Raw genomic sequence first — 26108 nt, forward strand, 5'->3', positions numbered from 1 at the left:
CGGGGCCTTCGCGCGTCGGGCCGGACGACAGGAGGACCGTTGCCCGCGCCCTTCGAACCGGACGACCCGGCGCACGTCGGCATCCCCGGAGGCATGGGGTGGTCGCCCCCGTGACGGCCGCTTCCCTTGCCGAGGTCTTCGCCCCGGAGCAGATCGTGCGCGTCCGCGCCACGGGGCAGGACGCAGGGCTCACGCACGGGCCCACACGCGGCTTCCTGGCGGACGTGGGGCTGCCGGTGGCCGACGGTGTGCTCTTCGAGTTCCGGAAGGACCTCGCGGGCGGCCCGACGCCGCTGCGGGCCGCGTCCCTCGTCGAGGACCTGACGGACTGCGAGGGTGGTCCACACCGACGTCTCGTCGATGATCCACGGGGCGACGGGCTGTGGGAGGCCGTCTTCGACGACATCGCGGGCGGCATGTGGTGAGGACGTCCCCGTACGACGACGGCGGCGCGGCACCCGGGAGGGGTGCCGCGCCGCCGTTCGGAGCCGGAGGGTCAGCTGCGCCAGCTGTGCGGCGCGCTGAAGCCGGACTGCCGCTCGAGGCGGCGCCAGCCGGCCGTGGAGCGGGGCTTGACGTAGTCGGTCGCGTCCTGGCCCTGGGCCGCGGCGCGGGCGAGCAGGACAGCGGTGAGTGCGGCCAGTTCCTCGTCGCTGGCGTGGCCGCGCTCCACGCGCACGAGCGCGGCGGAGGTGCTGTCGGCAGGAGTGCTCACGGGGTTCGTCTCTCCCTTACTGGGGCGGGTTGCCGTGCTTGCGGGACGGCAGGTCGGCGTGCTTGGTGCGCAGCATCGCGAGCGAGCGGATGAGGACCTCGCGGGTCTCGGCGGGGTCGATCACGTCGTCCACCAGGCCGCGTTCGGCGGCGTAGTAGGGGTGCATCAGCTCGGACTTGTACTCCTTCACCATGCGGGCGCGCATGGCGTCGGGGTCGTCGGCCTCGGCGATCTGGCGCCGGAAGATCACGTTGGCGGCGCCTTCGGCGCCCATGACGGCGATCTCGTTGGTCGGCCAGGCGTAGGTGAGGTCGGCGCCGATCGACTGGCTGTCCATGACGATGTAGGCACCTCCGTACGCCTTCCGCAGGATCAGCGAGATCCGCGGCACGGTCGCGTTGCAGTACGCGTACAGCAGCTTGGCGCCGTGCCGGATGATGCCACCGTGCTCCTGGTCGACGCCGGGCAGGAAGCCGGGGACGTCCAGAAGGGTGATGAGCGGGATGTTGAAGGCGTCGCACATCTGGACGAAGCGCGCGGCCTTCTCGCTGGCCTCGATGTCGAGGACGCCGGCGAGGGAGGCGGGCTGGTTGGCGATGATGCCGACGACCTGGCCGTCGAGGCGGGCCAGGGCCACGATGATGTTGGTCGCCCAGCGCTCGTGGATCTCCAGGTACTCGCCGTCGTCGACGAGCTCCTCGATGACCTGGTGCATGTCGTACGAGCGGTTGCCGTCGGCCGGGACGATGTCCAGCAGGACGTCGCCGCGCCGGTCGGCCGGGTCCGCGGCGGGGACCGACGGGGGGTTCTCACGGTTGTTCTGCGGCAGCATCGACAGCAGGTAGCGGACCTCCTCCAGGCAGGTCTGCTCGTCGTCGTACGCGAAGTGCGAGACACCGGAGACCTCGGAGTGGACGTCGGCGCCGCCGAGCCCGTTCTGGGAGATCTTCTCGCCGGTGACGGCCTGGACCACGTCCGGGCCGGTGATGAACATCTGCGAGGTCTCGCGGACCATGAACACGAAGTCGGTCAGGGCCGGGGAGTACGCGGCGCCGCCGGCGCAGGGGCCGAGCATCACGGAGATCTGCGGGATCACACCGGAGGCGCGGGTGTTGCGCTGGAAGATGCCGCCGTAGCCGGCGAGCGCCGAGACGCCCTCCTGGATGCGGGCGCCGGCACCGTCGTTGAGCGAGACCAGCGGGGCGCCGGCCGAGATGGCCATGTCCATGATCTTGTGGATCTTGCTGGCGTGGGCCTCGCCCAGCGCGCCGCCGAAGATCCGGAAGTCGTGGGCGTACACGAAGACGGTCCGCCCGTGGACGGTGCCCCAGCCGGTGATGACCCCGTCGGTGTAGGGCTTCTTCGCCTCCAGGCCGAACCCGCTGGCGCGGTGCCGCCGCAGCGGCTCCACCTCGTTGAAGGAGCCCTCGTCGAGCAGCAGCTCGATGCGCTCGCGCGCGGTGAGCTTGCCCTTGGCCTTCTGGGCCTGGGTCGCCTTCTCGCTGGGGCCGAGCCGGACCTGCTCGCGGATGGCGTGCAGTTCCGCGACGCGCCCGCGGGCGTCGTTCGCCGGCTGCGCGGCCTCTTCGGCCCCTTCGGCCTCGGCGGGCTGGGTCGGCACCTCGTCCAAAACGCTCATGACATCGACCATACGAGCGGAGGGCCGTCATAATCGGCGTCGACTTCGTACAGTGTCCGGACCCGCTTCATGGAGCATCTGGACAGAACCAACACAAGAAAGGCCCCGCACGGCACGTGCGGGACCTTTTCTTTGTAGCGGTCGTCCACCCGGACGCAACGGGACCGCTACCTTCCGGATACCGCCTCGGCCAGCGCAAGGACACGCCGGGCGTCATCCACATGGAGGTTCTCGATCATGCGGCCGTCCACCGTGACCACCCCGCGGCCCTCGGCCACGGCCTCCTCGAAGGCCTCGATGATGCGCCGCGCCCTGTCGGCCTCCTCCTGCGAGGGGGCGAACACCCTGTTGCATACCTCCACCTGCCTGGGGTGGATGAGCGTCTTGCCGTCGAAGCCGAACTGCCGGCCCTGGACGCACTCGGCCTCGAAGCCGGTCTCGTCCGTGACGTCGTTGTAGACACCGTCCAAAATCACCTTGCCGGCCTCGCGCGCACCCAGAAGGGCGAGGGAGAGTCCGGTGAGGAGCGGGGCGCGGCCCGGGACGTGCTCGGCGTGCAGTTCCTTGGCGAGGTCGTTGGTGCCCATCACCAGGACGCCGAGCCGTTCCGAGGCCGCCGCGATGGCACGGGCGTCCAGCATCGCGCGCGGAGTCTCCACCATCGCCCAGATGGCGGTGTGGTCCGGGGCGCCGGCGGCCTCCAGGGCCCGCTCGATGGCGTGCACGGTCGCGGCCGAGTCCACCTTGGGGACGACCACGGCGTCGGGGCCCGCCTCCGCGGCGGCCCGCAGGTCGTCCTCGTGCCAGGGGGTGCCGGGCGAGTTCACCCGGATGGTGACCTCCCGGTACCCGTACTCCCCCGAGGCCGCCGCCGCGGCGACCCGCTTGCGGGCGTCGGCCTTGGCGTCCGGCGCGACGGAGTCCTCCAGGTCGAGGATGAGCGCGTCGGTGGGGAGGGTCTTCGCCTTCTCCAGGGCGCGCTCGTTCGCGCCGGGCATGTACAGGACGGAGCGGCGCGGCCGCAGGATCGCGTCGGTCATCGGTTCTGCTCCTGCTCCTTGTACGCGGCCTCGTACGCCTGCGCCAGCTCCGGGTCGCGGGCGGCCAGCGCCTCCGCGAGCTCGACGACGACGTGGCACTGCTTCACCGTGGCGTCGTCCTGCATCTTGCCGTCGATCATCACCGCTCCGGTGCCGTCACCCATGGCGTCGATGACCCTGCGCGCCCAGGCGACGTCCGCCGGCGCCGGGGAGAAGACCCGCTTGGCGATGTCGATCTGCACCGGGTGCAGGCTCCACGCCCCGACGCAGCCGAGCAGGAAGGCGTTGCGGAACTGGTCCTCGCAGGCGGTGGTGTCCTTGATGTCGCCGAAGGGCCCGTAGTACGGCAGGATCCCGTGCGCGGCGCAGGCGTCGACCATGCGCGCGATCGTGTAGTGCCACAGGTCCTGCTGGAAGGTCAGCCGCGGCAGCTCCATATCGGCGTCCTTGGGGTCCTCCCGCACGAGGTACCCGGGATGCCCGCCGCCGACGCGGGTGGTCTTCATGCGGCGGCTCGCCGCGAGGTCGGCCGGGCCGAGGGAGATGCCCTGCATCCGGGGGCTGGCCCCGGCGATCTCCTCGACGTTCGCCACGCCCGTGGCGGTCTCCAGGATCGCGTGGACGAGGATCGGCCGCGCGATGCCCGCCTTGGCCTCCAGCTGGGCGAGCAGCCGGTCGACGTAGTGGATGTCCTCGGCGCCCTCCACCTTGGGCACCATCACGACGTCGAGCTTGTGGCCGATCTCGGTGACCAGGGTCAGCAGGTCGTCCAGCGCCCACGGCGAGTCGAGGCTGTTGATCCGGGTCCACAGCTGGGTGTCGCCGAAGTCGTGGGCCTTGGCCGTGGCGACCAGCCCGGCGCGTGCGGCCTCCTTGCGGTCGGCCGAGACGGCGTCCTCCAGGTTGCCCAGCAGGACGTCCACCTTGGGGGCGATGGAGGGGACCTTCGCGGCCATCTTCTCGTTGCTCGGATCGAAGAAGTGGATCATCCGCGACGGCCGGAACGGTACTTCCCGTACGGGGGCCGGGGCCCCCACGGCCAGCGGTCGGAAGAAGTCCTTCGCGGAACGCATGCGGTCTCCCGGGGTTCGAGGGTGGGGAGCGTACGGCGCTCACTTTATGATCCGCGGGACCCCCGCGTTACTGGTCGGTACGTGTGCCGTTGGTCACCGGTCGGCCACGGGCGGCAGACGGTAGGTCAGGTCCGGCTCGCCCTCCTCGTTCGCGGTGCTCTCGCTGCCGGGGACGGCCCGGAAGCCGTGCCGTTCGTAGAACGCGCGTGCCGCGGCGTTGCGCCGGAAGACGTGCAACGACAGTGGGCCGTCCGGGTGGTGGCGCACGACCTCGTCGAGCAGCCGCGAGCCGATGCCGCGTCCGCGTGCGTCGGGCCGCAGGTAGAGGTGCTCCAGCCAGTCGCCGTCGAGCGCCGCGAAGCCGGTCGCGGCGCCGGTCGCGGTCTGCTCCGCGACCCACACCCGGCACTGCTCCAGGACGACGTTCGCGACCCACCACCGGGTCTCCTCGTCGGTGTGCAGGCGGGGCAGCCAGGGCATGGCGGCCGCCCGGGAGGCGAGGAAGACCGCGGTGATCGCGTCCGCGTCCGCGGCCCGTCCGGGCCTGATCCGTATCGCTGTGGCATCGGTCACGCGATGACCGTACGCCGGGAGCGGGAGCGTGATCGAATGGGTTTCTCCGCCCCGGGAAGGACGAGCCCCATGACCGCCGCGACCGTGCACTCGCTGACCTGCTACCCCGTCAAGGGCTGTGCCGGCGTGCCCCTGGACGGCGTCGCCGTCGGCGCGACCGGTCTGGCCCACGACCGTACGTTCATGGTGGTCGACGCCGCCGACGGGTCCTTCCGCAGTCAGCGGACGCTGCCGCGGATGGCCGTGGTGCGCGCGGACGTCACCGACGACGGCAAGCACCTGGCGCTGTCGGCGCCCGGCGCCGGGGAACTCACGCTGGAGGTGGCGTACGCGGGGCCGCCGCGTGAGGTCGTCCTGTTCGACCGGCCGCTGGGACCGGCGGTGGACCAGGGCGAGGAGGCCGCGCGCTGGTTCTCCGAGGCGCTGGGGGCGCCCTCCCGCCTGGTGCGCGTGCGCCCGGGCTTCGACCGGGACGGCTGGGGCGAGCACCCCGGCAAGGTCAACTTCGCCGACGCCCACGCCCTCTCGGTGGCCTCGCTGGCCTCGCTCGACGACCTCAACCGGCGCATCACCGAGCGCGGCGGCACACCCGTGCCCATGGACCGCTTCCGTCCCAACATCGTGGTCGCCGGCTGGAGCGAGCCCCACACCGAGGACCGGGTGCGGCTCATGGACGTCGGCACCGCCCGGCTCGGCTACTCCGTCCGCGCGATGCGCTGCTCCGTGCCGCTGGTCGACCAGGCGACCGGCCGTACGGCCGGCCCGGAGCCGGTGCGCACCCTGGCCGGCTACCGGCGGGAGCCGGAGTACGGCAACAAGGTGAGCTTCGCGATGAAGGCGGCGGTGCTCCGGGCGGGCACGATCGCGGTGGGCGACCCGGTGGAGGTGCGGGCCTGGGCGTGACCGCCCTCCCGGTCGGCCGAACGGAAGCCGGCCGTGGCCGCTGCTGCGCCCGGGCCGCAACGAGCTCGTGGTGCTGGAGCTCGACGGCTGCGAGGCGCCTGTCGTGAAGGTACGGGACCGCCCGCGGCTCGGCCGGGACCGGGCCGCGGGCGGCTCACCCGGCGAGGATCAGCAGCCGCCGCAGTTGTAGTACAGGACGTCCCAGTGGTTGCCCTCGTCGGCGTAGATGTTGCCCGAGCCGGAGCGGTACTGGGGGGCGCCGTCACCGCGCAGGCCGATGTAGGTGAAGGCGCTGTGGATGTAGTTGGTGACGCAGCTGTTCTTGCCGTAGTCGAGCTTGTAGCCGTTCCAGTGCGAGTAGGTGCCGCTCGCGTGACCGGTCTCGGTGCCGCCGGTGATGTTCAGGGCGCAGCCGGTGGCGCCCTTCAGGGTGACCGCGCCCTGGGCGGTCGCCTGGTTGAGCTGGTCGAAGGACGTGCAGGTCGCGTTGTTGCGGTTGGAACAGCCACCTGACGAGGACCAGGTGATCCCGGCGTTGCGGAACATCGTCGTGGCCTGGGCGTGCGTCAGTTTGGTGACGGCGTAGGCGTCGTGGGACGCGGCGAGACCGACGCCGGGGGCGAACAGCACTCCGAGCGCGAGGACGAGTGCGCTCAGGACGGAGCGGAACTTCATGGGGATTCCTCCTGCTGGTGACCGTGCTTCCGGTGGGGCGGCTGTGCAGCTGGAGCAGGTGGAGCAGGTGGAGTGTGCCCGGCGTTCTACGCGCGTATGCACGGCAGTTGGGCCGCCGTGGAAGGGGACGCGGACACGGTCGGTGCCGTGTCCGCGTCCGCGTCCGCGTCCTCATCGGCCGGCGGCCGTCAGTCGTTCCGGCGCGGCTCCACGCCGGCGCGCAGCAGCCCGTACGCGTACGCGTCCTCCAGGGCCTGCCAGGAGGCGGCGATGACGTTCTCGCCGACACCGACGGTGGACCACTCGGAGATGCCGTCGGAGGTGGAGACCAGTACCCGGGTGATGGACTCCGTGCCGTGCTTGCCCTCCAGGATGCGGACCTTGTAGTCCACCAGCTCCAGCTTCGCCAGCTGCGGGTAGGTCCGCTCCAGCGCCACGCGCAGCGCGCGGTCCAGCGCGTTGACCGGGCCGTTGCCCTCGGCGGTGGCGACGATGCGCTGGCCGTCGGCCCACACCTTGACCGTCGCCTCGTTGGCGTGGGTGCCGTCGGGGCGGTCCTCGACGATGGCGCGCCAGGACTCGACCCGGAAGTAGTGCAGCGGGCGGCCCTCGACCTCCTCGCGCAGCAGGAGTTCGAAGGAGGCGTCGGCGGCCTCGTAGGTGTAGCCCGCCAGTTCGCGCTCCTTGACGCGCGCCACGACCCGGCCGATCAGCTCGCGGTCGTCACCGAGGTCGATGCCGAGTTCCTTGCCCTTGAGCTCCACCGAGGCACGGCCCGCCATGTCGGAGACCAGCATGCGCATGGTGTTGCCGACCAGTTCCGGGTCGATGTGCTGGTAGAGGTCGGGATCGACCTTGATCGCCGAGGCGTGCAGCCCGGCTTTGTGGGCGAAGGCCGAGATTCCCACGTACGGCTGGTGGGTGGAGGGCGTGAGGTTGACGACCTCGGCGATGGCGTGCGAGATGCGCGTCATCTCGACGAGGGCGCCTGCGGGCAGGACCTTGCGGCCGTACTTGAGCTCCAGCGCCGCCACGACCGGGAAGAGGTTGGCGTTGCCGACGCGCTCGCCGTAGCCGTTTGCGGTGCACTGGACGTGCGTGGCGCCCGCGTCGACGGCGGCGAGGGTGTTGGCGACGGCGCAGCCGGTGTCGTCCTGGGCGTGGATCCCCAGACGGGCCCCGGTGTCGGCGAGCACGGTGCGGACGACGGCGGTGATCTGGCCGGGGAGCATCCCGCCGTTGGTGTCGCACAGGACGACGACGTCGGCGCCGGCCTCGTGGGCGGCGCGCACGACCTCCTTGGCGTACGCCGGGTTGGCCTTGTAGCCGTCGAAGAAGTGCTCGCAGTCGACGAAGACCCTGCGGCCCTGGGAGCGCAGGTAGGAGACGGTGTCCCGGACCATCTCCAGGTTCTCCTCCAGCGTGGTCCGCAGGGCCAGCTCGACGTGCCGGTCATGGGACTTGGCGACCAGGGTGATGACCGGTGCGCCCGACTCCAGAAGCGCCCTGACCTGCGGGTCCTCCGCCGCATTGCCGCCGGCGCGGCGCGTGGCACCGAAGGCCACCAGCTGGGCGTGCGACAGGTCCAGCTCGGCGGCGGCGCGGGCGAAGAACTCGGTGTCGCGCGGGTTGGCGCCGGGCCAGCCGCCCTCGATGAAGCCCACCCCGAAGTCGTCCAGGTGCCGGGCGATCGTCAGCTTGTCGGCGACGGTGAGGTTGATGCCCTCGCGCTGCGCGCCATCGCGCAGCGTGGTGTCGAAGACGTGGAAGCTGTCGTCCAGTACGGCCGTCATGGTTCGTTCCAACTCCTGTCGGGTGAGTGGTTCCGGAAGACCGGGCTCCACTTGCCCCCATCTTCCCTCGCGCTGCACCGCCTCCGGCACGGGTGGGCCGGGAAACGAAAAGACCCCTCGCGGGTGCGAGAGGTCTGCGCGCGGGTCTGGGACACGGTGGTCGCTTCCGCGGTGGTCTGCGGTTCGGCGATCACTGAGGACCGGCGCGCCTGCTGCCGATAATCATGGCGAACGAGGGCACATCGGCAGTCTGCCACAGGACCCGCGGGCGTGGGACACGGTCTCAGGATGCGGGCACCCGGTCGGCGGCGGGCCGGCCGTCAGGCGGTGGGCGCCGGGGTGAGGGCGTCGTCCAGGAACTCCTTGACGTGCTCCAGGGCCTGCTCGCGGTCCAACCCGGGCAGCCCGATGACCAGGGGCACGCCGAAGCCGTCCAGCAGCGCCCTCAGCCGTACGGTGAAGCGCTCGGGATCCAGGGGCCGGAAGTCGCCGCGCGAGATGCCCTCGGCGAGCAGGGCGACCAGGTCGCGGTGCCAGACCAGTTCGAGATCGAGCTGGCGGCGGAGCACCTCCTCGGCGGCCGTCGTCCTGTTCCAGATCTCGGACCAGAGCGTCCAGCGCGGGTCGCGGCGCCCGTCGGGCAGGTACAGGTCGATGACCGCGTCGAGCCGTTCCCTGGGAGCGGTGGGGCTGCCCAGCACCCGCCGGCGCTCGGCGGCGAGCTGCTCCTCGCTCCATTCGAGGGTCTGCAGCAGCAGCTCGTCCTTGCTGCCGAAGTAGTAGAGGACGTGGCCGCTGCTCATGCCGACCTGCCGGCCGAGGCCCGCGATGGTCAGCTCGGCCAGCCCGCGCTCGGCGATGGTCGCCATGGCGGCGGCCATCACGTCCTCGCGGGGCTGCTTGAGCCGCCGCCGCGGGCGGGCGGGTCCGGTCACTGTTCCTCCGGGGCGGTCACACCTGGGGCTGCTGCTGGGTCACGCAATGAATACCACCACCGTGGGCGAAGATCGTACGAGCGTCCACCAGCACGACCTGCCGCTGCGGGAGGAGCCGCTCGAAGACGGCCTTGTTGACCTCGTCGGCGGGGTCGTCGAAGCCGCACAGGATCACGGCGCCGTTGCAGAGGTAGTGGTTGACGTAGGAGTAGTCGACCAGCTCGCCGTCCACCTCCTGGACCTGGGGCGCGGGCAGCTCCACGACCTCCAGCGGCCGGCCCTTGGCGTCGGTGGCGGCCCGCAGCAGGGACGCGACCTCCCGGGAGACGGCGTGGTCGGGGTGGGCCGGGTCCTGCTGGCTGTGGACGACGACCACGCCGGGGCGGACGAAGGCCGCCACGATGTCGACGTGCCCGCGGGTGCCGAAGCGGCCGTAGTCGGCGGTGAGACCGCGGGGCAGCCAGATCGCCTTGCGGGTGCCGAGGAAGGCGTGGACCTCGGCCTCCACCCGCTCCCTGGTCCAGCCCGGGTTGCGGCCCGGGTCGAGCTGCACGGTCTCGGTGAGCAGCACGGTGCCCTCGCCGTCGACGTGGATGCCGCCGCCCTCGTTCACGAAGGACGTGGCGTAGCGGGTCGCGCCCGCCCGTCCGGCGACGAAGGCGCCGATCTCCGCGTCGTGCCCCCAGGCCGCCCACTCCTGGGCGCCCCAGCCGTTGAACGTCCAGTCGGCGGCCGCGAGGCGTCCGGCACCGGTCAGGAAGGTCGGGCCCATGTCGCGCATCCAGGCGTCGTCCAGCGGCGCCTCGGCGACCGTGACCTGCGCGCCACCGGAGCCGAGCAGCTCCCGGGCGCCGGCGGCGTCCTCGGGCCGCGCCACGACGGTCACCGGCTCGAAGCGTGCGACCGTCCGGGCCACGGCGGCCCAGGCCGCGCGGGACACGGCCAGGTCCTCGGCGCCGTCGAAGGTGACGCTGGGAGACGGCCACGCCATCCAGGTGCGGGTGTGCGGGGCCCACTCGGGCGGCATCGCGTAGCCGTCGGCGGCGGGGGTGGTGGGCATCGTGCTGGTCCTTGTCACAAGAAGTAGAGACGGCTGAGCGACACCTGTTCCGCGGGCTCGGAGCGCAGTGGGTCGCCGTCGAGCGTCACCAGGCCCGTCCCGCCGTCCACGTCGACCTGCCCGGTGCGGGAGTTGAGGACGAGGTCGGCCGGGCCGATGCCGCGGGTGCCGCGCACGGCCACGCGGCGGCGCCGGGTGGGCATCCGGTCGTGCTCCAGCTCCAGGGCGGGGCGGGCCACGAACGCCACGGACAGGTCGGCGGCGGTCGCGCCGTGGGCCCCGAACAGCGGGCCGAGGACGAGCGGTTCGCAGGTGTCGGTGGCGGCGCCCGGGTCGCCGGTGACCCCGTACGCGGGGAAGCCGGACTTGAGCACCATCTGCGGCTTGGCGCCGAAGTACTGCGGCCGCCACAGCACGATGTCGGCGAGCTTGCCGACCTCGATCGAGCCGATCTCGTGGGCGAGGCCGTGGGCGATCGCCGGGTTGATGGTGAGTTTGGCGACGTAGCGCAGCACGCGGGCGTTGTCGTCGTCCGGGCCGTCCCCCTCCAGGGGGCCGCGCTCGGACTTCATCTTGCCGGCCATGGCGAAGGTGCGGCGTACGGTCTCACCGGCGCGGCCCATGCCCTGGGCGTCGGAGGAGGTGATGCCGATCGCCCCCAGGTCGTGCAGCACGTCCTCGGCGCCCATCGTCCCGGCGCGGATGCGGTCGCGGGCCATCGCGGCATCGCCCGGCAGGTCGGGCTTGAGGTCGTGGACGGAGACGATCATCCCGTAGTGCTCGCCGACCGCGTCGCGGCCGAAGGGCAGTGTGGGGTTGGTGGAGGAGCCGATGACGTTGGGCACGCCCGCCATCTTCAGGACGTTGGGGACGTGACCGCCGCCGCAGCCCTCGATGTGGAAGGCGTGGATCGTTCGGCCCTCCAGCACGCGCAGGGTGTCCTCCACGGACAGGCATTCGTTCAGGCCGTCGCTGTGCAGGGCGACCTGGACGTCGTACTCCTCGGCCACGCGCAGCGCGGTGTCCAGGGCGCGGGTGTGGGCGCCCATGTCCTCGTGGACCTTGAAGCCGGACGCCCCGCCCTCGGCGAGCGCCTCGACCAGCGGCGCCGGGTCGGAGGACGAACCGCGGCCGAGGAAGCCGATGTTGACGGGCCAGGCGTCGAAGGAGTTGAAGGCGTGCCGCAGCGCCCAGGGCGAGTTGACGCCGACGCCCCACACGGGCCCGAACTCCTGGCCGATGATCGTGGTGACCCCGGAGGCGAGCGAGGCCTCCATGATGCGCGGGGACAGCAGGTGGACATGGGTGTCCACGGCTCCGGCGGTGGCGATCAGCCCCTCGCCGGACACGATGGAGGTGCCCGTGCCGACCACGACGTCCACCCCGTCGAGGGTGTCGGGGTTGCCGGCCCGGCCGATGGCGTGGATGCGGCCCTCGCGGATGCCGACGGACACCTTGCGGATGCCGACGGCCGCGTCGATGACCAGCACGTTGCTGATCACCACGTCGCAGGTCTCGCGGACGGCGGCGGCCTTGAGCGCCAGCCCGTCGCGGGCGGTCTTGCCGAACCCGGCGAGGAACTCGTCCCCGGGCCGCTGGGAGTCCGACTCGACGCGGACCACCAGGCCCGAGTCGCCCAGCCGGACCCGGTCTCCGGCACGCGGTCCGTGCACGGCGGCGTACTCGTACGGGTCGATGCTCATGACCCCGCTCCCAGGTATCCGCAGGCGGCGGCCCGCCGCAGCGCCTCCGCCTTCGCGCCGGGCGCGTCGAGCGGGCCGTCGACGAGCCCGGCGAAACCGATCACCACACGGTCGCCGCCGACCGGGACCAGCCCGACCTCCCGCGCCTCCCCCGGCCCGAAGCGCACGGAGGAACCGGCCGGCACGTCCAGCCGCATGCCGTACGCCGCCGAACGGTCGAAGTCCAGCCGGGGGTTGGCCTCGAAGAAGTGGAAGTGCGAGGTCACGCTGACCGGTACGGAGGCGGTGTTGAGCACGGCCACCACCACCTCCGGGGGCCGCTCGGGATGGGCCGGGCCGGGCAGCACGGCGCCGGGGGCGTCCGCCCCCAGCGAGCCCCCGCCGATCGGGTCCGTGACCACGGCCAGCCGGGACCCGTCGTCGAAGACGGCCTCCACGTGGACCTCGGTGACGACGTCCGCCACCCCGGGCAGCACGTCGCCGGGGCCGAGCACGGCACGGCCGGCCTCGACCGCCTCCGCGAGGCGCGCGCCGTCCCGCGCGGCCTCGCAGACCGTGTCGGCGATCAGGGCGGTGGCCTCGGGCACGTTGAGCCGCAGCCCGCGCGCCCGGCGGGCCCGGGCCAGCTCCGCGGCGCCGAACAGCAGCAGCCGGTCGCGCTCGGTCGGGGTGAGCCTCACGCCTCCGCACCTCCCACATCGATCACCGATTAGAGCACCACTCTAAACCTGAAAGCCACCCAGGGGAAGTATTGACCTCGACCCTGGGTCAGAGGAAATTGAGTGGCGTTCAAACTTTCCCGGCACGGCAAGGGAGCCCGCCATGCAGATCGAACAACGCGGAGTGGACACCGTCCCCGATGAGGAACGGACCAGTCGCCCCCGCGACCTGGTCAGCATCCTGCTGGGCTCCAACCTCGCGCTGGGCGTGATCGTCTTCGGCTGGCTCCCGGTCTCGTTCGGCCTCGGCTGGTGGGCCTCCGTCACGTCCCTGATCCTGGGCACCGTGGTCGGCACGGTGCTGGTCGCCCCGCTCGCGCTGGTCTCGCTGCGCACCGCCACCAACCTCTCCACGAGCAGCGGCGCCCACTTCGGCGTGCGCGGCCGGCTGCTCGGCTCGGTCATCGGCCTGCTCCTGTCGCTCGGCTACACCGCGCTGACCCTGTGGGTCGGCGGTGACGCCGTCGTCGGCTGCCTCGGCCGGCTCGTCGGGCTGCCGGCCGGCGGCTGGAGCTACGCCGTGGTCTACGCCCTGCTCGCGGCCTGCACCGCCACATCCGCCGTCTTCGGCTACCGGATGCTGCTGCGGCTCAGCCGTGCCCTGTCCATAGGGCTGACGGTGCTGCTGGTCATCGGGGTCCTCGCGTACGCGGGGGACTTCACGACGGCCGCGCCCGCCGGCACGGAGTACCTGCTCGGCGGCTTCTGGCCGACCTGGCTGCTCGCCACGGTCTCGGCAGGCCTGAGCGGGCCGATCGCGTTCATCACGCTGCTGGGCGACTACACGCGCTACATATCGCCGCGCCGCTTCTCCCAGCCGCGGGTCTTCCGGGCCACCTGCGCCGGGCTCGTCGCCGGACTGCTCGTGCCCCAGCTCTTCGGCACCTTCACCGCGCTCGCGGTGGGGGCCGGCGAGGACTACGCGGGGCCCCTCGTCGCGGCGGCGCCCGCCTGGTACCTGGTGCTGCTGCTGGCCAACGCGTCGGCGGGCTCGGTGGGCAACGCGGGGCTGATGCTCTACAGCATGGGCCTGGACCTGGACGCGATCCTGCCGCGGGCGACGCGCACGCAGGCGACCTACGTGGTGGCCGCGGTCTCCACCGCACTGGTCTACTTCGGGCACTTCGCCTGGGCCGCGCAGGACGCGATGACCTCGTTCGTCCTGCTGCTCACCGCCGTGGGCACCCCGTGGGCGGTCGTCACCCTCATCGGATTCGCCCGGAGCCGGGGCCGCTACGACGCCGACGCCCTCCAGGTCTACAACCGGCGCAGCCGCGGCGGTCTGTACTGGTACCGCGGCGGCTGGAACGTGCAGGCCACGCTCGCCTGGGCGGCGGGGTCCGGCATCGGGCTGCTCGCCGTCGACACCCCGGCCTACAGCGGGCCCCTGCTGTCCGTGACCGGCGGGATCGACCTCAGCTTCCTGATATCGGGTGCCGTCACGGCCGCGGTGTACCTCGTGCTCAACGCGGGCCGCCCGCACCCCGTGCCGCCGGCGCGGACCCCGGAACGGGTCGCGGTCACCGTGTGAGGCGGGGCCGCTCCCCCGCCCGGCCCCGCCGTCGCGCGGACAGGTGTACGGCGCCGCGCGGACAGGTGTACGGCGCCGCGCGGGTCCTGCCCGGCGCGGCGCCGTACGGGGGCGGCGGGCGGTCAGCGGCCCAGAGGGTGCATCCAGCCGTGGGTGTCGGGGGACTGGCCGGTCTGGATGTCGAGCAGCGCCTTGCGCAGCTTCATGGTCACCTCGCCCGGCTTGCCGTCACCGACGGTCCAGTCCGCGCGGGTGGACTTCACGGAACCGACCGGCGTGATGACGGCCGCGGTGCCGCAGGCGAAGACCTCGGTCAGCGATCCGTCCGCGTTGCCGTTCTTCCAGTCGTCCACGCAGATGCGGCCCTCGCGGACCTCGTAGCCGAGGTCGGCGGCGATGCGCAGCAGCGAGGCGCGGGTGATGCCGGGGAGGAGGGAGCCGGTGAGCTCGGGGGTGACGATCGTGTTCCCGTACACGAAGTACAGGTTCATGCCGCCCATCTCCTCGATCCAGCGGCGCTCGATCGCGTCGAGCCACACGACCTGGTCGCAGCCGTGCTCGATGGCCTGGGCCTGGGCGACCAGCGACGCGGCGTAGTTGCCGCCGGCCTTCGCGGCGCCGGTGCCGCCGGGCGCGGCACGGACGTACTCCTCGGAGAGCCAGACGGAGACCGGCTTGACGCCACCGGGGAAGTAGGCCCCGGCCGGGGAGGCGATGACCATGAACAGGTACTCGTTGGCCGGCTTGACGCCGAGGCCGACCTCGGTGGCGAACATGAAGGGACGCAGGTACAGCGACTGCTCGCCCTGGCTGGGCACCCACGCCTCGTCCTGGGTGACGAGCGCGTCGACGGCGGCGAGGAAGGTCTCGACGGGCAGCTCGGGCATGGCCAGGCGGCGGGCGGAGGCTTGGAAGCGCTCAGCGTTGGCCTCGGGACGGAAGGTGGCGACGGACCCGTCGGGCTGACGGTAGGCCTTGAGACCCTCGAAGATCGTCTGCGCGTAGTGCAGCGTCATGTTCGCGGGGTCGATGGAGAGCGGCGCGTACGGGACGAGCTCCGCGTCGTGCCAGCCACGGCCCTCGGTCCACCGGATCGTCACCATGTGGTCGGTGAAGTGGCGGCCGAAGCCGGGGCTGGCGAGGATCGCCTCGCGCTGCGCGTCGGGCAGCGGGCGCGAGGAGGGCTTGAGCTCGATCGTGGGCGTCGTCATCTGTCGTGTCCTTCGCGTCAGGGTCAGGGCGGACCGCACCCGCCGTCCCGAGGTGCTAGGACGTCCGAGTTTCCCCTCGCACAGCGGCCCCACCGCTGATTATCGCAGCGGCGGGGCCGGGGACATACATGCGCGGCCCGAGAGGTCAGGGTCAGTCGTGGAGCGGTCACTGACCGGCCGGGCCGACTGGCGGAGGCTAACCCGGCGGTCAGCCGGCTACTCGCGCGGCGAGCGCGTCGCCGATCTCGGAGGTGCTGCGCGTCCCGGAGCGCTCGGCGAGGTCCGCGGCGACGGCGGCCTCGATCCGCTCGGCCTCGGCGGTGTAACCGAGGTGCCGCAGCAGCATGCCGACCGAGAGCACGGTGGCGGTCGGGTCGGCCTTGCCCTGGCCGGCGATGTCCGGGGCGGAGCCGTGCACCGGCTCGAACATCGACGGGAACGCGCCGCCCGGGTTGATGTTGCCGCTGGCGGCGAGGCCGATGCCACCGGTCACGGCGGCGGCCAGGTCGGTGAGGATGTCACCGAAGAGGTTGTCGGTGACGATCACGTCGAAGCGCTCGGGCTGGGTGACGAAGAAGATCGTCGCCGCGTCCACGTGCAGGTAGTCGGTGGTGACCTCGGGGTACTCCTCGCCGACCTTGTCGAAGATGTTCTTCCACAGGTGGCCGGCGTGCACGAGGACGTTGTTCTTGTGGACCAGCGTCAGCTTCCTGCGGGGGCGCGCCTGGGCGCGGGCGTAGGCGTCGCGCACCACGCGCTCGATGCCGAACGCCGTGTTGAGGCTGACCTCGGTGGCCACCTCCTGCGGCGTACCGGTGCGCAGGGAGCCGCCGTTGCCGACGTACGGGCCCTCGGTGCCCTCGCGGACGACGACGAAGTCGATGCTCGGCTCGCCGGCCAGCGGACCCTTCACACCCGGGAAGAGCCGGGAGGGCCGCAGGTTGACGTGGTGGTCGAAGGCGAAGCGGAGCTTCAGCAGCAGCCCGCGCTCCAGGACGCCGGAGGGCACCGACGGGTCGCCGACGGCGCCGAGCAGGATCGCGTCGTGGGCCTTGAGCTGTTCCAGCTCCGCGTCCGGCAGGGTCTCGCCGGTCTCGTGCCAGCGCTTGGCGCCGAGGCTGTACTCCTTGGTCTCCAGCTTCACGTCCTGCGGAAGCACGGCGGACAGGACCTTCAGGCCCTCGGCCACCACCTCCTGGCCGATTCCGTCGCCGGGGATCACTGCGAGACTGATGCTGCGAGACATGGCGAGAACCCTACTCTGCCGTCCATGGAATGACACATGATGTCCGCATGGCGGACGCCTCCTGTACGCGCCAGGTGCTGTTCACCCGTATGACCGTGCTGAGTTGGCGGCGGAAGGGAATTCCCTGTCCATGGACACTCCACGCATGGGCATCGACGAGGACCTCGCCGGCCGTCTGAGCATGGCGGAGCAGCACGCCTGGCTGCGGGAGCGGCACTCCCGCAGACGGGTGATCCGGGGCGGTGTCGCGGCCACCGGGATCGTCGCCGGGGCCGGTGTGCTGGGCGCGTCCGCGTACGCCGGGAGGGAGCCGGCCGCGGTCCACGTGGACGGTGCGCTGGTGGCCCCGTTCGGCCGGCACCTGGCCTTCGGTGCCGATCCAAGGACCCAGATGCGCGTCTCCTGGCAGGTGCCGCTGCCGGTGCGGGGGCCGTTCGTCCGGGTGGGGTTGCGGCCCTGGGACCTCGGGCAGCGGATCGAGGCCGAGGTGCGCCCGCTGCACACGGCGGCGCTCGGCAAGGAACTGCCCGCGGTGGAGCAGTACTACCTGCACGCGGCGCTCGACGGGCTGCGCCCCGGCACCACGTACTACTACGGCGTGGGACACCAGGGCTTCGACCCCGCGTCGGCGCCCGCCTACGCCACGATCGGCTCCTTCGCCACCGCACCGGACCCCGGGCAGCGCCGGTCGTTCGTGTTCACGGCCTTCGGCGACCAGGGTGTCGGCTACCACGCCCTGGCCAACGACAGTCTGATCCTGGCTCAGAACCCCGCGTTCCACCTGCACGCGGGCGACATCTGCTACGCCGACGACTCGGGCCGGGGCAAGGAGGGCGACACCTACGACGCGCGTGTGTGGGACCAGTTCCTCGCCCAGACCGAGAGCGTCGCCTCACGCGTCCCGTGGATGGTCGCGCTCGGCAACCACGACATGGAGGCCTGGTACTCCCCCAACGGCTACGGCGGCCAGGAGGCCCGCTGGTCGCTGCCGGGCAACGGACCGGACCCGGTGCGGCTCCCCGGCGTCTACTCCTTCGGCTACGGCAACGTGGCCGTCGTGGCGCTGGACGCCAACGACGTGTCGTACGAGATCCCGGCCAACCACGGGATCAGCGGCGGCCGGCAGACCGCCTGGCTGGACCGGCGGCTGGGCGAGCTGCGGGCGCGGCGCGGCGTCGACTTCGTCGTCGTCTTCTTCCACCACTGCGCCTACTCGACCACCAGCGCGCACGCCTCCGAGGGCGGGGTGCGCGAGGCCTGGGTACCGCTCTTCGAGAAGCACCGGGTCGACCTGGTGGTGAACGGGCACAACCACGTCTACGAGCGCACCGACGCGGTGCGCCGCGACGCCGTGGGCAAGGACGTCCCCATCGGGGCGACCGCACACCCCGAGCGGGACGGCATCGTCTACGTCACGGCGGGCGGCGCCGGGAAGAGCCTGTACGCCTTCCCGGTGCCGGACAGCCACGAAGGGCACGTCAAGGACCTGGACGGCGTGGAGACCTACCGCTGGGTGAAGGGTGCCCACAAGGCCACGGAGACGGTGGAGTGGTCACGCGTCCGCTACACCGGCCACTCGTTCCTGGCCGTGGAGTCGCAGCCCGCGCCGCCCGGTGGGACGGCGCGGCTGGTCGTCTCGGCGCTCGCCGAGAACGGCAGACGGATCGATCACTTCACCATCGCGCGGACGGCCAGGTAGGCCAGGCGTCGCAGACGGCGGAGGGGATGGGGAACGGAGTGGCCGGTCAACGCGGCTCGTGTCCCGTCGATCCGCCGTTGTCACGGCGGTCCAGGGCGCGCTGGAGGGCTTCGGCGGCGTTCTTGCGGGCGGTCTCGTCCATGGTGAACAGCTCCCGGAGAAGAAGAGAGGGTTGTGTCGCCATAGAACGGGGCGGGGAGCGGCGCTGCAGGGGGTGACCTGCCACAGGTGCGCGACTGTCCGCCGGTCGCTGGTGGAGCGAGACGTTCGGCTCCTACAAAGCTAGGACAGCTCCGCCGATCTGTCTCCACAATTACTCGGACTTCCTACTATCTGAGACGGCGAAGGCCCGGCACCCCACGGAATCGGGGGTACCGGGCCCTGCCCCTTGCGGGCTCGTCCGGGTGACGCGGAGGTCAGCCCATGTGCGGGTAGCGGTAGTCGGTCGGGGGCACCAGGGCCTCCTTGATCGACCGGGTCGACGTCCAGCGCATGAGGTTCTGCGCCGCACCCGCCTTGTCGTTGGTGCCGGAGGCGCGGCCGCCACCGAACGGCTGCTGGCCGACCACGGCGCCGGTGGACTTGTCGTTGATGTAGAAGTTGCCCGCGGCGAAGCGCAGCCGCTCCATGACGTGGGCGACCGCGGCGCGGTCACGGGCGACGACCGAGCCGGTCAGCGCGTACGCGGCGACCGATTCCATCTGGGTCAGCATCGCCTCGAAGGCGCCCTCGTCGGCGTCGTCGTAGACGTGGACGCCCAGGACCGGGCCGAAGTACTCCTCGCGGAAGATCTCGTTCTCCGGGTCGGAGGAGGCCAGCACGGTCGGCCGGACGAAGTAGCCGACGCTGTCGTCGTAGGTGCCGCCGGCGACGACCTCGACGGTCGGGTCGGCCTTGGCGCGGTCGATGGCGGCCTTGTTCTTGGCGAAGGCGCGCTCGTCGATCACGGCGCCGATGAAGTTCGACAGGTCGGTGACGTCACCCATGGTGAGGCCGTCGACCTCGGCCGCGAACTCCTCCTTGAAGCCGTTCTCCCACAGGGAGCGCGGGATGTAGGCGCGGGAGGTGGCGGAGCACTTCTGGCCCTGGTACTCGAAGGAGCCGCGGGTCAGCGCGGTCTTCAGCACCGCCGGATCGGCCGAGGGGTGGGCGACGACGAAGTCCTTGCCGCCGGTCTCGCCGACGATCCGCGGGTAGGAGCGGTACTTGTCGATGTTGTTGCCGACCGTCCGCCACAGGTGCTGGAAGGTCCGGGTGGAACCGGTGAAGTGGATGCCGGCCAGGTCCGGGTGCTCCAGGGCAACCTCGGAGACGGCGATGCCGTCGCCGGTGACCAGGTTGATGACGCCCTTGGGCAGCCCGGCCTCCTCCAGCAGCTCCATCAGCAGCACGGCCGCGTGCGTCTGGGTCGGGGAGGGCTTCCACACCACGACGTTGCCCATGAGGGCCGGGGCGGTCGGCAGGTTGCCGGCGATCGCGGTGAAGTTGAAGGGCGTGATCGCGTAGACGAAGCCCTCGAGCGGGCGGTGGTCGAGGCGGTTCCACACACCCGGGGAGTTGGCGATCGGCTGCTCGGCCAGGATCTGGCGGGCGAAGTGCACGTTGAAGCGCCAGAAGTCGACCAGCTCGCAGGGGCTGTCGATCTCGGCCTGCTGGGCGGTCTTGGACTGGCCGAGCATCGTGGAGGCGGCGATCGTCTCGCGCCAGGGGCCGGCCAGCAGGTCGGCGGCGCGCAGGATGATGGCGGCGCGGTCGTCGAAGGACATGGCGCGCCAGGCCGGGGCGGCGGTCAGCGCGGCGTCGATCGCGTCGCGGGCGTCGTCCTGCGTGGCGTTGGCGTAGGTGCCGAGGCGGGCGCCGTGGTTGTGCGGCTGCACGACGTCGAAGCGCTCGCCGCCGCCCATCCGCCGCACGCCGCCGATGGTCATCGGCAGCTCCACCGGGTTCCCGGCCAGCTCCTTCAGCTTCGCCTCCAGCCGGGCCCGCTCCGGGCTCCCCGGGGCGTAGGAGTGCACCGGCTCGTTCACCGGGGCGGGGACCTGGGTCACAGCGTCCATGGAAGACATCTCCTTGTGTCCTTGTGGGGTCGTGGGCTCAGCGGGTGGGGAGGAAGGACCGCAGGAAGAAGGCCAGGTTCGCCGGCCGCTCCGCGAGACGCCGCATGAAGTACCCGTACCAGTCTGCGCCGTACGGGACGTAGATGCGCATGCGCTCGCCCTCGTCGGCCAGGCGCCGCTGCTCGGCGGTGCGGATCCCGTACAGCATCTGGAACTCGTACGAGCCCTGCTTGCGGCCGTGCCGGTGGGCGAGCTCCTGGGCGATGGAGATCAGCCGCGGGTCGTGGGAGCCGATCATCGGGTAGCCCTCGCCCGCCATCAGGATCTTCAGGCAGCGCACGTAGGCGCGGTCGACCTCGGCCTTGTCCTGGTGGGCGACGGTGGCGGGCTCCTTGTAGGCGCCCTTGACCAGGCGCACGCGGGAGCCGGCGACGGCGAGGTTGCGGGCGTCCTCCTCGGTGCGGAAGAGGTACGACTGCAGGACGGCGCCGGTGCCGGGGTGGCGCAGGCGCAGGTCGGCGAGGATCGCGAGGGTGGAGTCGACCGTGGTGTGGTCCTCCATGTCGAGCGTGACGGTGGTGCCGATCTCGCTCGCCAGGTCGGCGACGGGACGGACGTTCTCCAGCGCGATGTCGTGGCCGCCGGCCGGCAGGGCCTGCCCGAAGGCCGACAGCTTGACGGAGACCTCGGCGCGGGTGCCCAGGCCCTCGGCCTTCAGGGCCTCCAGCAGCCGCAGGTAGGCGTCGCGGGTCGCGAGCGCGGTCGCCTTGTCGGTGACGTCCTCACCCAGGTGGTCGAGCGTGACCTCCAGGCCGGAGGCGGTCAGTGACCGCACGGTCTCCATCGCGGGCGCCAGTTCGTCACCCGCGATGAAGCGGTTCACCACGGGGCGGGTGATCGGCGCGCCCGCGACGACGCGGCGCATACGGTCGCTGCGCGAGGCGGCGAGCAGCACGGGACCCAGCACGGTCTCCTCCTGGAGGAAGGGCTGCCCAGGGGGCAGGCAGCGTCGCCGTGAAATCTAGGATCCACCTACCCCGCCCGCCATCGACAGCTGTCACGCATCCGATCGGCATCCCTCATACAGATGTATGAGGGAGAATGGCGGCGTGCGCGGTGACTACCAGGAGCTGGTCGACGAGGTCTCGGCGCTGCTCGGCGCCCCCGCGACCCTGGAGGACCGCGACTTCCGGCTGATCGCCTTCGGTGCGCACGACAGCGACGACGACAGTGCCATGGACCCGGTGCGGACCCGGTCGATCCTCACCCGCCGCTCCACCGCCGAGGTCCGCTCCTGGTTCGAGCGCTTCGGCATCGCCCGCGCCACGGCCCCGGTTCGCATCCCCGCCGCCCCCGACGCCGGGGTGTTCCGGCCCCGGCTGTGCCTGCCGGTGCGGCACGGCGGCGTCGTCCACGGCTACGTGTGGCTGCTGGACACCAGCGGGCACACCGACGCCCAGCTGGCCGCCGCCATGGCGGTCGCCGCCCGCATCGGCGCGCTGCTGGCCGCCGAGTCCCGCGCGGGCGCCGACGCCGGCCGGGCGCTGGGCGATCTCCTCGGCTCCGCCCCCGGGCCCGGCCGCACGGCCGCCCGCGAGGCGTTGCGGGCCGCGCTCGGCCCGGACGCGGACGAGGCCCACGCGGTGGTGTGCGTCCTTCCCTGGCCGAGTGGCGAGGACGGCGACGCCCCGGGACCGCGCGGTGTGCCGGGCGCCGCCGCGCTGTGCGTGGTGCCGCCGCAGGAGACCACGGGTGAGACGCACCGGGAGCCCCCGGTCGCGGCGCTCGCCGCCCTGGTACGGCTGCGCTCGACGACGATGTCGGGGCCCGCGCTCACGGCGGCCGCGCGGCTGATGGAGGGCAACGGCCGGGCGGCGGAGCCGGACGCGCGGGCCGGGATCAGCGCCCCGCGCCAGGGACTCGCCGAGCTGCCCGAGGCATGGCACGAGGCCGTCTCCGCGGCCCGCGCCGCCCGTGCCCAGCCCAGGCTCGGGCGCACGGCGGAGTGGGACACGATCGGCCCCTACCGGATGCTGGCCGCACTGCCCACCGGGGCGGTGGACCCGGCGGTGCGCCCGCTGCTGGACCCCTCGCACGCCGACCTCGCACGTACCGCCGAGGTGTACCTCGACCGTGCGGGGCAGGCCGGGCGCGCCGCGGCGGAACTGCGGATACACCGCCAGACGCTCTACTACCGGCTGTCCCGCGTCGAGCGGCTGACCGGCCTCGACCTCGACGACGGGGAGGACCGGCTGCTGCTCCACATAGCCCTCAAGACGGCCGGGCTCGGGGACTGATGGGACTGTTGCCGACCCGAGGGGGCACAAGTAACGTGGCGCGAGGCCGTTGGGGGGCTTGATCAACACGCACTGGACGCGGGTGACCCGCGCGTCCCGCGCGGACACCGCGGAGCGAAACAAGGGGATCAGGAGCCGGTGACTCATTCCACGGAGGCCCACGGACGCGAACGCCCAGCGCTGTGGAGGACACCGCCGGCCGTCCCCGGCAGACCGCGCCCCGATCGCAGACTGCTCCTGGCCGGGCTGCTGCTGGTCGTGTCGCTGGCCGCCTTCACCGTGCTCTGCCTGTCGATGCCCGTGCCCATGGCCGACATGCAGGTCTACCGTGCCGAGGGCGCGGCCGCCGTCGACGGCACCGACCTGTACGGCTTCACCGTCACCGAGTGGAAGCTCCCCGCGACCTATCCGCCCTTCGCCGCGCTGCTGTTCGTACCGACGACGTGGCTGCCCGTACCGCTGCTGAAGGTGGCCTTCATGGGCGGCAACCTGCTGTTGCTCGGGCTGCTCGCGCACCTGTCCTGCCGGGCGACGGGGTGGCCGCGCGCCCGCGGCTCGCGCTGGGTGGTGGTGGTCCTGGCGATGGCCCTCGGGCTGTGGCTCGAGCCGGTCTTCCAGACGATGCTGTACGGCCAGATCAACCTGCTGCTCACCGTGCTGGTGCTGTGGGACCTGAGCAGGCCGGACGGCGCACGCGGCAAGGGCATCGCGATCGGCGTGGCGGCCGGCATCAAGCTCACCCCGGCGATCTTCGCCGTCTACCTGCTGCTGACCGGCCGGCGCAAGGAGGCCGCGGTCGCCGCAGCCGCCTTCGCCGGCACCACGCTGCTGGGTGCGCTCGCGCTGCCCGGCGCGACGGTCGACTACTGGACCCGCTGCCTGTTCGACACCGGCCGGATCGGCAAGGTCTGGATCGTCGACAACCAGTCCCTGCAGGGCCTGGTCGCCCGGATGCTGCACACCGCCCACCCTGGCGCCGTGTGGGCGGTCGCCGCGTTCGTGGTGGCCTGCGCGGGGCTCGCGGTCTCGGTGCGGATGGGCCGGCTGGGCCGGGAGGCCTGGGGCGTGGTGTGCTGCGCGGTGACGGCGCTGCTCATCACGCCGATCAGCTGGTCGCACCACTGGGTGTGGTGCGTGCCGATGCTGATCCTGCTCGCCGCCGAAGCGCCCCGCTGGGCGCTGCGGGTGGCCGCGGTGGCCTTCCTGGCGCGCACGCTGTGGATCGTGCCGAAGGCCGGTGACCTCGATCTGCACCTGGCGTGGTGGCTGCAGCCCTTCGCCTCCCCGTACCCCGTGCTGGGCCTGGTCTTCCTGGCGGCGGTGGCGCTGCGCTTCCGGCCCGGCTCCCCCGCGATGGCGGCGCTGACGGCGAAGGGGCGGCCGTCCCGGATCGCCCGGGTCGGCCGCCCCCAGCGGAGCGAACCGGCCGTCAGTCCTCGAGATTGACCGCGCGGGCCGAGCTCGCGCCGATCTCCTCGGCGATCTCGGCCAGCACCGGCGCCGGGATGGCGGTGTCGACGGTCAGCGCGACCAGCGCCTCGCCGCCGGCCTGGTCACGGGCGACCTGCATGCCCGCGATGTTGACGCCGGCGTCACCCAGGATCCGGCCGATGGTGCCGACGACGCCGGGACGATCGGTGTAGCGCAGGAAGCCCATGTGGTCGGCGAAGACCAGGTCCACGTCGTCGTCGCCGACGGCGACGATCTTCTGGATGTGCTTGGGGCCCGCCAGCGTGCCGGAGACGGCCACCTCGGTGCCGTCGGAGAGGGTGCCCCGCACGGTGACCAGGTTGCGGTGGTCGGGCGACTCGCTGCTGGTGGTGAGGCGGACCTCGACCCCGCGCTCCTGCGCGAAGAGCGGGGCGTTGACGTAGCTGACGGTCTCGTCGACCACGTCCTCGAAGACGCCCTTGAGGGCGGAGAGCTCCAGCACCTTCACGTCGTGCTGGGTGATCTCGCCGCGCACCTCGACGTCGAGGCGGACCGCGACCTCGCCCGCGAGGGCGGTGAAGATCCGGCCGAGCTTCTCGGCGAGCGGCAGGCCCGGGCGGACGTCCTCGGCGATGACACCGCCCTGGACGTTGACCGCGTCCGGCACCAGCTCACCGGCGAGCGCCAGGCGCACGGAGCGGGCGACGGAGATGCCCGCCTTCTCCTGGGCCTCGTCGGTGGAGGCGCCCAGGTGCGGGGTGGCCACGACGTTGTCGAACTGGAAGAGCGGCGAGTCCGTGCACGGCTCCTTGGCGTACACGTCCAGGCCGGCGCCGCCGACCCGGCCCTCCTTGAGCGCGGCGGACAGCGCCTCCTCGTCCACGATGCCGCCGCGGGCGGCGTTGACGATGCGGACGTGCGGCTTGACCTTGCGCAGCGCCTCCTCGCCGATCAGGCCCACGGTCTCCGGGGTCTTGGGGAGGTGCACGGTGATGAAGTCGGAGACCTGCAGCAGTTCGTCGAGGCTGAGGATCTTCACGCCCATCTGGGCGGCGCGCGCGGGCTGGATGTAGGGGTCGTACGCGACGATCTTCATCCCGAAGGCCGACATGCGCTGCGCCACCAGGGCGCCGATGCGGCCGAGGCCGACCACGCCGAGGGTCTTCTCGGCGAGCTCGACGCCGGTGTACTTGTTGCGCTTCCACTCGCCCTGCTTCAGGGCCGCGTTCGCCGGCGCGATGTTGCGGGCCACGGCGATCAGCAGGCCGCACGCCAGCTCGGCGGCGGTGACGATGTTGGAGGTCGGGGCGTTGACGACCATCACGCCGGCCTTGGTGGCCGCGGAGACGTCCACGTTGTCCAGGCCGACGCCCGCGCGGGCCACGACCTTGAGCTTGGGGGCTGCGGCGATGGCCTCGGCGTCCACCTTGGTGGCGCTGCGGATCAGGATGGCGTCGGCGTCGGCGATCGCGCTCAGGAGTTCTCCCCGGTCGGCGCCGTTGCAGTGCCGGATCTCGAAGTCCGGCCCGAGGGCGTCAACGGTGGCGGGCGACAGCTCTTCAGCGATGAGTACGACGGGGTTGCTCACGTGAGTCCTCACTAGTCCCTGGTCTACGGCCGCGTCCCGACGGCCGAAGGCGGTGGAGAGGGATGGCATGCCGCGTGGAAGACGCACGACGCTGTGAGCCTGACGCGCTTGTTAATGGAGTGTATCGGCGGCGGGCCCGGCATCCTGCGCCAACGTGGAAGGATCACCCGCACGAGGGTGTACGGGGTGGCCAAAGCCGCCGGTCCCGGGGGCGCGGCGC

Annotated in this window: 22 protein-coding genes; 6 read left to right on the forward strand and 16 right to left on the reverse strand. The window is 72.1% G+C overall.

Annotated features, from left to right (window positions below; all coding sequences use genetic code 11):
- Positions 1 to 110 precede the first annotated feature (110 nt).
- A complete protein-coding gene (locus OG937_15615; GenBank protein ID WUD73017.1) occupies positions 111 to 425 on the forward strand; it encodes an SUKH-4 family immunity protein in 315 nt (104 codons plus the stop codon).
- 71 nt (positions 426 to 496) lie between these two features.
- On the opposite strand, the gene OG937_15620 is transcribed toward OG937_15615, so the two are convergent.
- The 5 genes from OG937_15620 to OG937_15640 form a co-directional block, all read right to left on the reverse strand.
- Positions 497 to 715: an acyl-CoA carboxylase subunit epsilon gene (locus tag OG937_15620; GenBank protein WUD73018.1), complete on the reverse strand. Its 219-nt coding sequence runs from the start codon at positions 713 to 715 to the stop codon at positions 497 to 499.
- Positions 716 to 731: 16 nt separating this feature from the next.
- Positions 732 to 2354 (reverse strand): acyl-CoA carboxylase subunit beta, encoded by a 1623-nt coding sequence (locus OG937_15625; protein WUD73019.1) that lies wholly within the window; start codon positions 2352 to 2354, stop codon positions 732 to 734.
- A 167-nt stretch (positions 2355 to 2521) separates the two neighbouring features.
- Positions 2522 to 3394 carry a CoA ester lyase gene (locus OG937_15630; GenBank protein WUD73020.1) on the reverse strand — a complete coding sequence of 291 codons (873 nt, stop codon included), beginning with the start codon at positions 3392 to 3394 and terminating at the stop codon, positions 2522 to 2524.
- Complete coding sequence (locus OG937_15635) at positions 3391 to 4467, reverse strand: CoA ester lyase (protein ID WUD73021.1); 1077 nt, start codon at positions 4465 to 4467, stop codon at positions 3391 to 3393. Before OG937_15635 ends, OG937_15630 begins: the two co-directional genes overlap by 4 nt.
- Before the next feature lie 93 nt (positions 4468 to 4560).
- The gene (locus OG937_15640) at positions 4561 to 5040 is read right to left on the reverse strand and encodes a GNAT family N-acetyltransferase (GenBank protein WUD73022.1); all 480 of its coding nucleotides are present in this window, start codon (positions 5038 to 5040) and stop codon (positions 4561 to 4563) included.
- A 69-nt stretch (positions 5041 to 5109) separates the two neighbouring features.
- On the opposite strand from OG937_15640, the gene OG937_15645 reads away from it, so the two are divergent.
- Positions 5110 to 5943 (forward strand): MOSC N-terminal beta barrel domain-containing protein, encoded by an 834-nt coding sequence (locus OG937_15645; protein WUD73023.1) that lies wholly within the window; start codon positions 5110 to 5112, stop codon positions 5941 to 5943.
- Between the two features lie 168 nt (positions 5944 to 6111).
- On the opposite strand, the gene OG937_15650 is transcribed toward OG937_15645, so the two are convergent.
- From OG937_15650 to ureA, 6 genes are all read right to left on the reverse strand, one after another.
- Complete coding sequence (locus tag OG937_15650; GenBank protein WUD73024.1) at positions 6112 to 6618, reverse strand: hypothetical protein; 507 nt, start codon at positions 6616 to 6618, stop codon at positions 6112 to 6114.
- Between the two features lie 188 nt (positions 6619 to 6806).
- Positions 6807 to 8411, reverse strand: a complete 1605-nt coding sequence (gene cimA / locus OG937_15655) for a citramalate synthase (protein ID WUD73025.1) — start codon at positions 8409 to 8411, stop codon at positions 6807 to 6809.
- A 320-nt stretch (positions 8412 to 8731) separates the two neighbouring features.
- A complete protein-coding gene (locus OG937_15660) occupies positions 8732 to 9346 on the reverse strand; it encodes a TetR family transcriptional regulator (protein WUD73026.1) in 615 nt (204 codons plus the stop codon).
- 16 nt (positions 9347 to 9362) lie between these two features.
- Complete coding sequence (locus OG937_15665) at positions 9363 to 10406, reverse strand: agmatine deiminase family protein (protein ID WUD73027.1); 1044 nt, start codon at positions 10404 to 10406, stop codon at positions 9363 to 9365.
- Positions 10407 to 10420: 14 nt separating this feature from the next.
- On the reverse strand, positions 10421 to 12109 hold the full coding sequence (locus OG937_15670; protein WUD73028.1) for an urease subunit alpha: 1689 nt from the start codon (positions 12107 to 12109) through the stop codon (positions 10421 to 10423).
- Entirely contained in the window at positions 12106 to 12789 is a 684-nt protein-coding gene (gene ureA / locus OG937_15675) for an urease subunit gamma (protein ID WUD73029.1), read from the reverse strand. Before ureA ends, OG937_15670 begins: the two co-directional genes overlap by 4 nt.
- A 142-nt stretch (positions 12790 to 12931) precedes the next feature.
- On the opposite strand from ureA, the gene OG937_15680 reads away from it, so the two are divergent.
- Entirely contained in the window at positions 12932 to 14359 is a 1428-nt protein-coding gene (locus OG937_15680; protein WUD73030.1) for a cytosine permease, read from the forward strand.
- A 122-nt stretch (positions 14360 to 14481) separates the two neighbouring features.
- On the opposite strand, the gene OG937_15685 is transcribed toward OG937_15680, so the two are convergent.
- Positions 14482 to 15570, reverse strand: a complete 1089-nt coding sequence (locus OG937_15685; GenBank protein WUD73031.1) for a branched-chain amino acid aminotransferase — start codon at positions 15568 to 15570, stop codon at positions 14482 to 14484.
- Positions 15571 to 15778: 208 nt separating this feature from the next.
- The gene (locus OG937_15690; GenBank protein ID WUD73032.1) at positions 15779 to 16816 is read right to left on the reverse strand and encodes a 3-isopropylmalate dehydrogenase; all 1038 of its coding nucleotides are present in this window, start codon (positions 16814 to 16816) and stop codon (positions 15779 to 15781) included.
- A 130-nt stretch (positions 16817 to 16946) separates the two neighbouring features.
- Here OG937_15690 and OG937_15695 point away from each other — a divergent pair, with 130 nt between their 5' ends.
- Complete coding sequence (locus OG937_15695; GenBank protein ID WUD73033.1) at positions 16947 to 18515, forward strand: metallophosphoesterase family protein; 1569 nt, start codon at positions 16947 to 16949, stop codon at positions 18513 to 18515.
- Positions 18516 to 18931: 416 nt separating this feature from the next.
- On the opposite strand, the gene pruA is transcribed toward OG937_15695, so the two are convergent.
- Positions 18932 to 20572 carry an L-glutamate gamma-semialdehyde dehydrogenase gene (pruA, locus tag OG937_15700; protein WUD73034.1) on the reverse strand — a complete coding sequence of 547 codons (1641 nt, stop codon included), beginning with the start codon at positions 20570 to 20572 and terminating at the stop codon, positions 18932 to 18934.
- A gap of 37 nt (positions 20573 to 20609) precedes the next feature.
- Positions 20610 to 21539, reverse strand: a complete 930-nt coding sequence (locus OG937_15705) for a proline dehydrogenase family protein (GenBank protein WUD73035.1) — start codon at positions 21537 to 21539, stop codon at positions 20610 to 20612.
- Between the two features lie 142 nt (positions 21540 to 21681).
- Between OG937_15705 and OG937_15710 the strand changes: the two genes are divergently transcribed.
- Positions 21682 to 22869: a helix-turn-helix domain-containing protein gene (locus tag OG937_15710; GenBank protein ID WUD73036.1), complete on the forward strand. Its 1188-nt coding sequence runs from the start codon at positions 21682 to 21684 to the stop codon at positions 22867 to 22869.
- A 138-nt stretch (positions 22870 to 23007) separates the two neighbouring features.
- Positions 23008 to 24315, forward strand: a complete 1308-nt coding sequence (locus OG937_15715; protein ID WUD73037.1) for a glycosyltransferase 87 family protein — start codon at positions 23008 to 23010, stop codon at positions 24313 to 24315.
- On the opposite strand, the gene serA is transcribed toward OG937_15715, so the two are convergent.
- Positions 24299 to 25888 carry a phosphoglycerate dehydrogenase gene (gene serA / locus OG937_15720; protein ID WUD73038.1) on the reverse strand — a complete coding sequence of 530 codons (1590 nt, stop codon included), beginning with the start codon at positions 25886 to 25888 and terminating at the stop codon, positions 24299 to 24301. The two genes, OG937_15715 and serA, sit on opposite strands and share 17 nt — an antisense overlap.
- Between the last annotated feature and the right edge of the window lie 220 nt (positions 25889 to 26108).

The sequence above is a fragment of the Streptomyces sp. NBC_00510 genome, from assembly GCA_036013505.1.
Classification (GTDB): Bacteria; Actinomycetota; Actinomycetes; order Streptomycetales; family Streptomycetaceae; genus Actinacidiphila.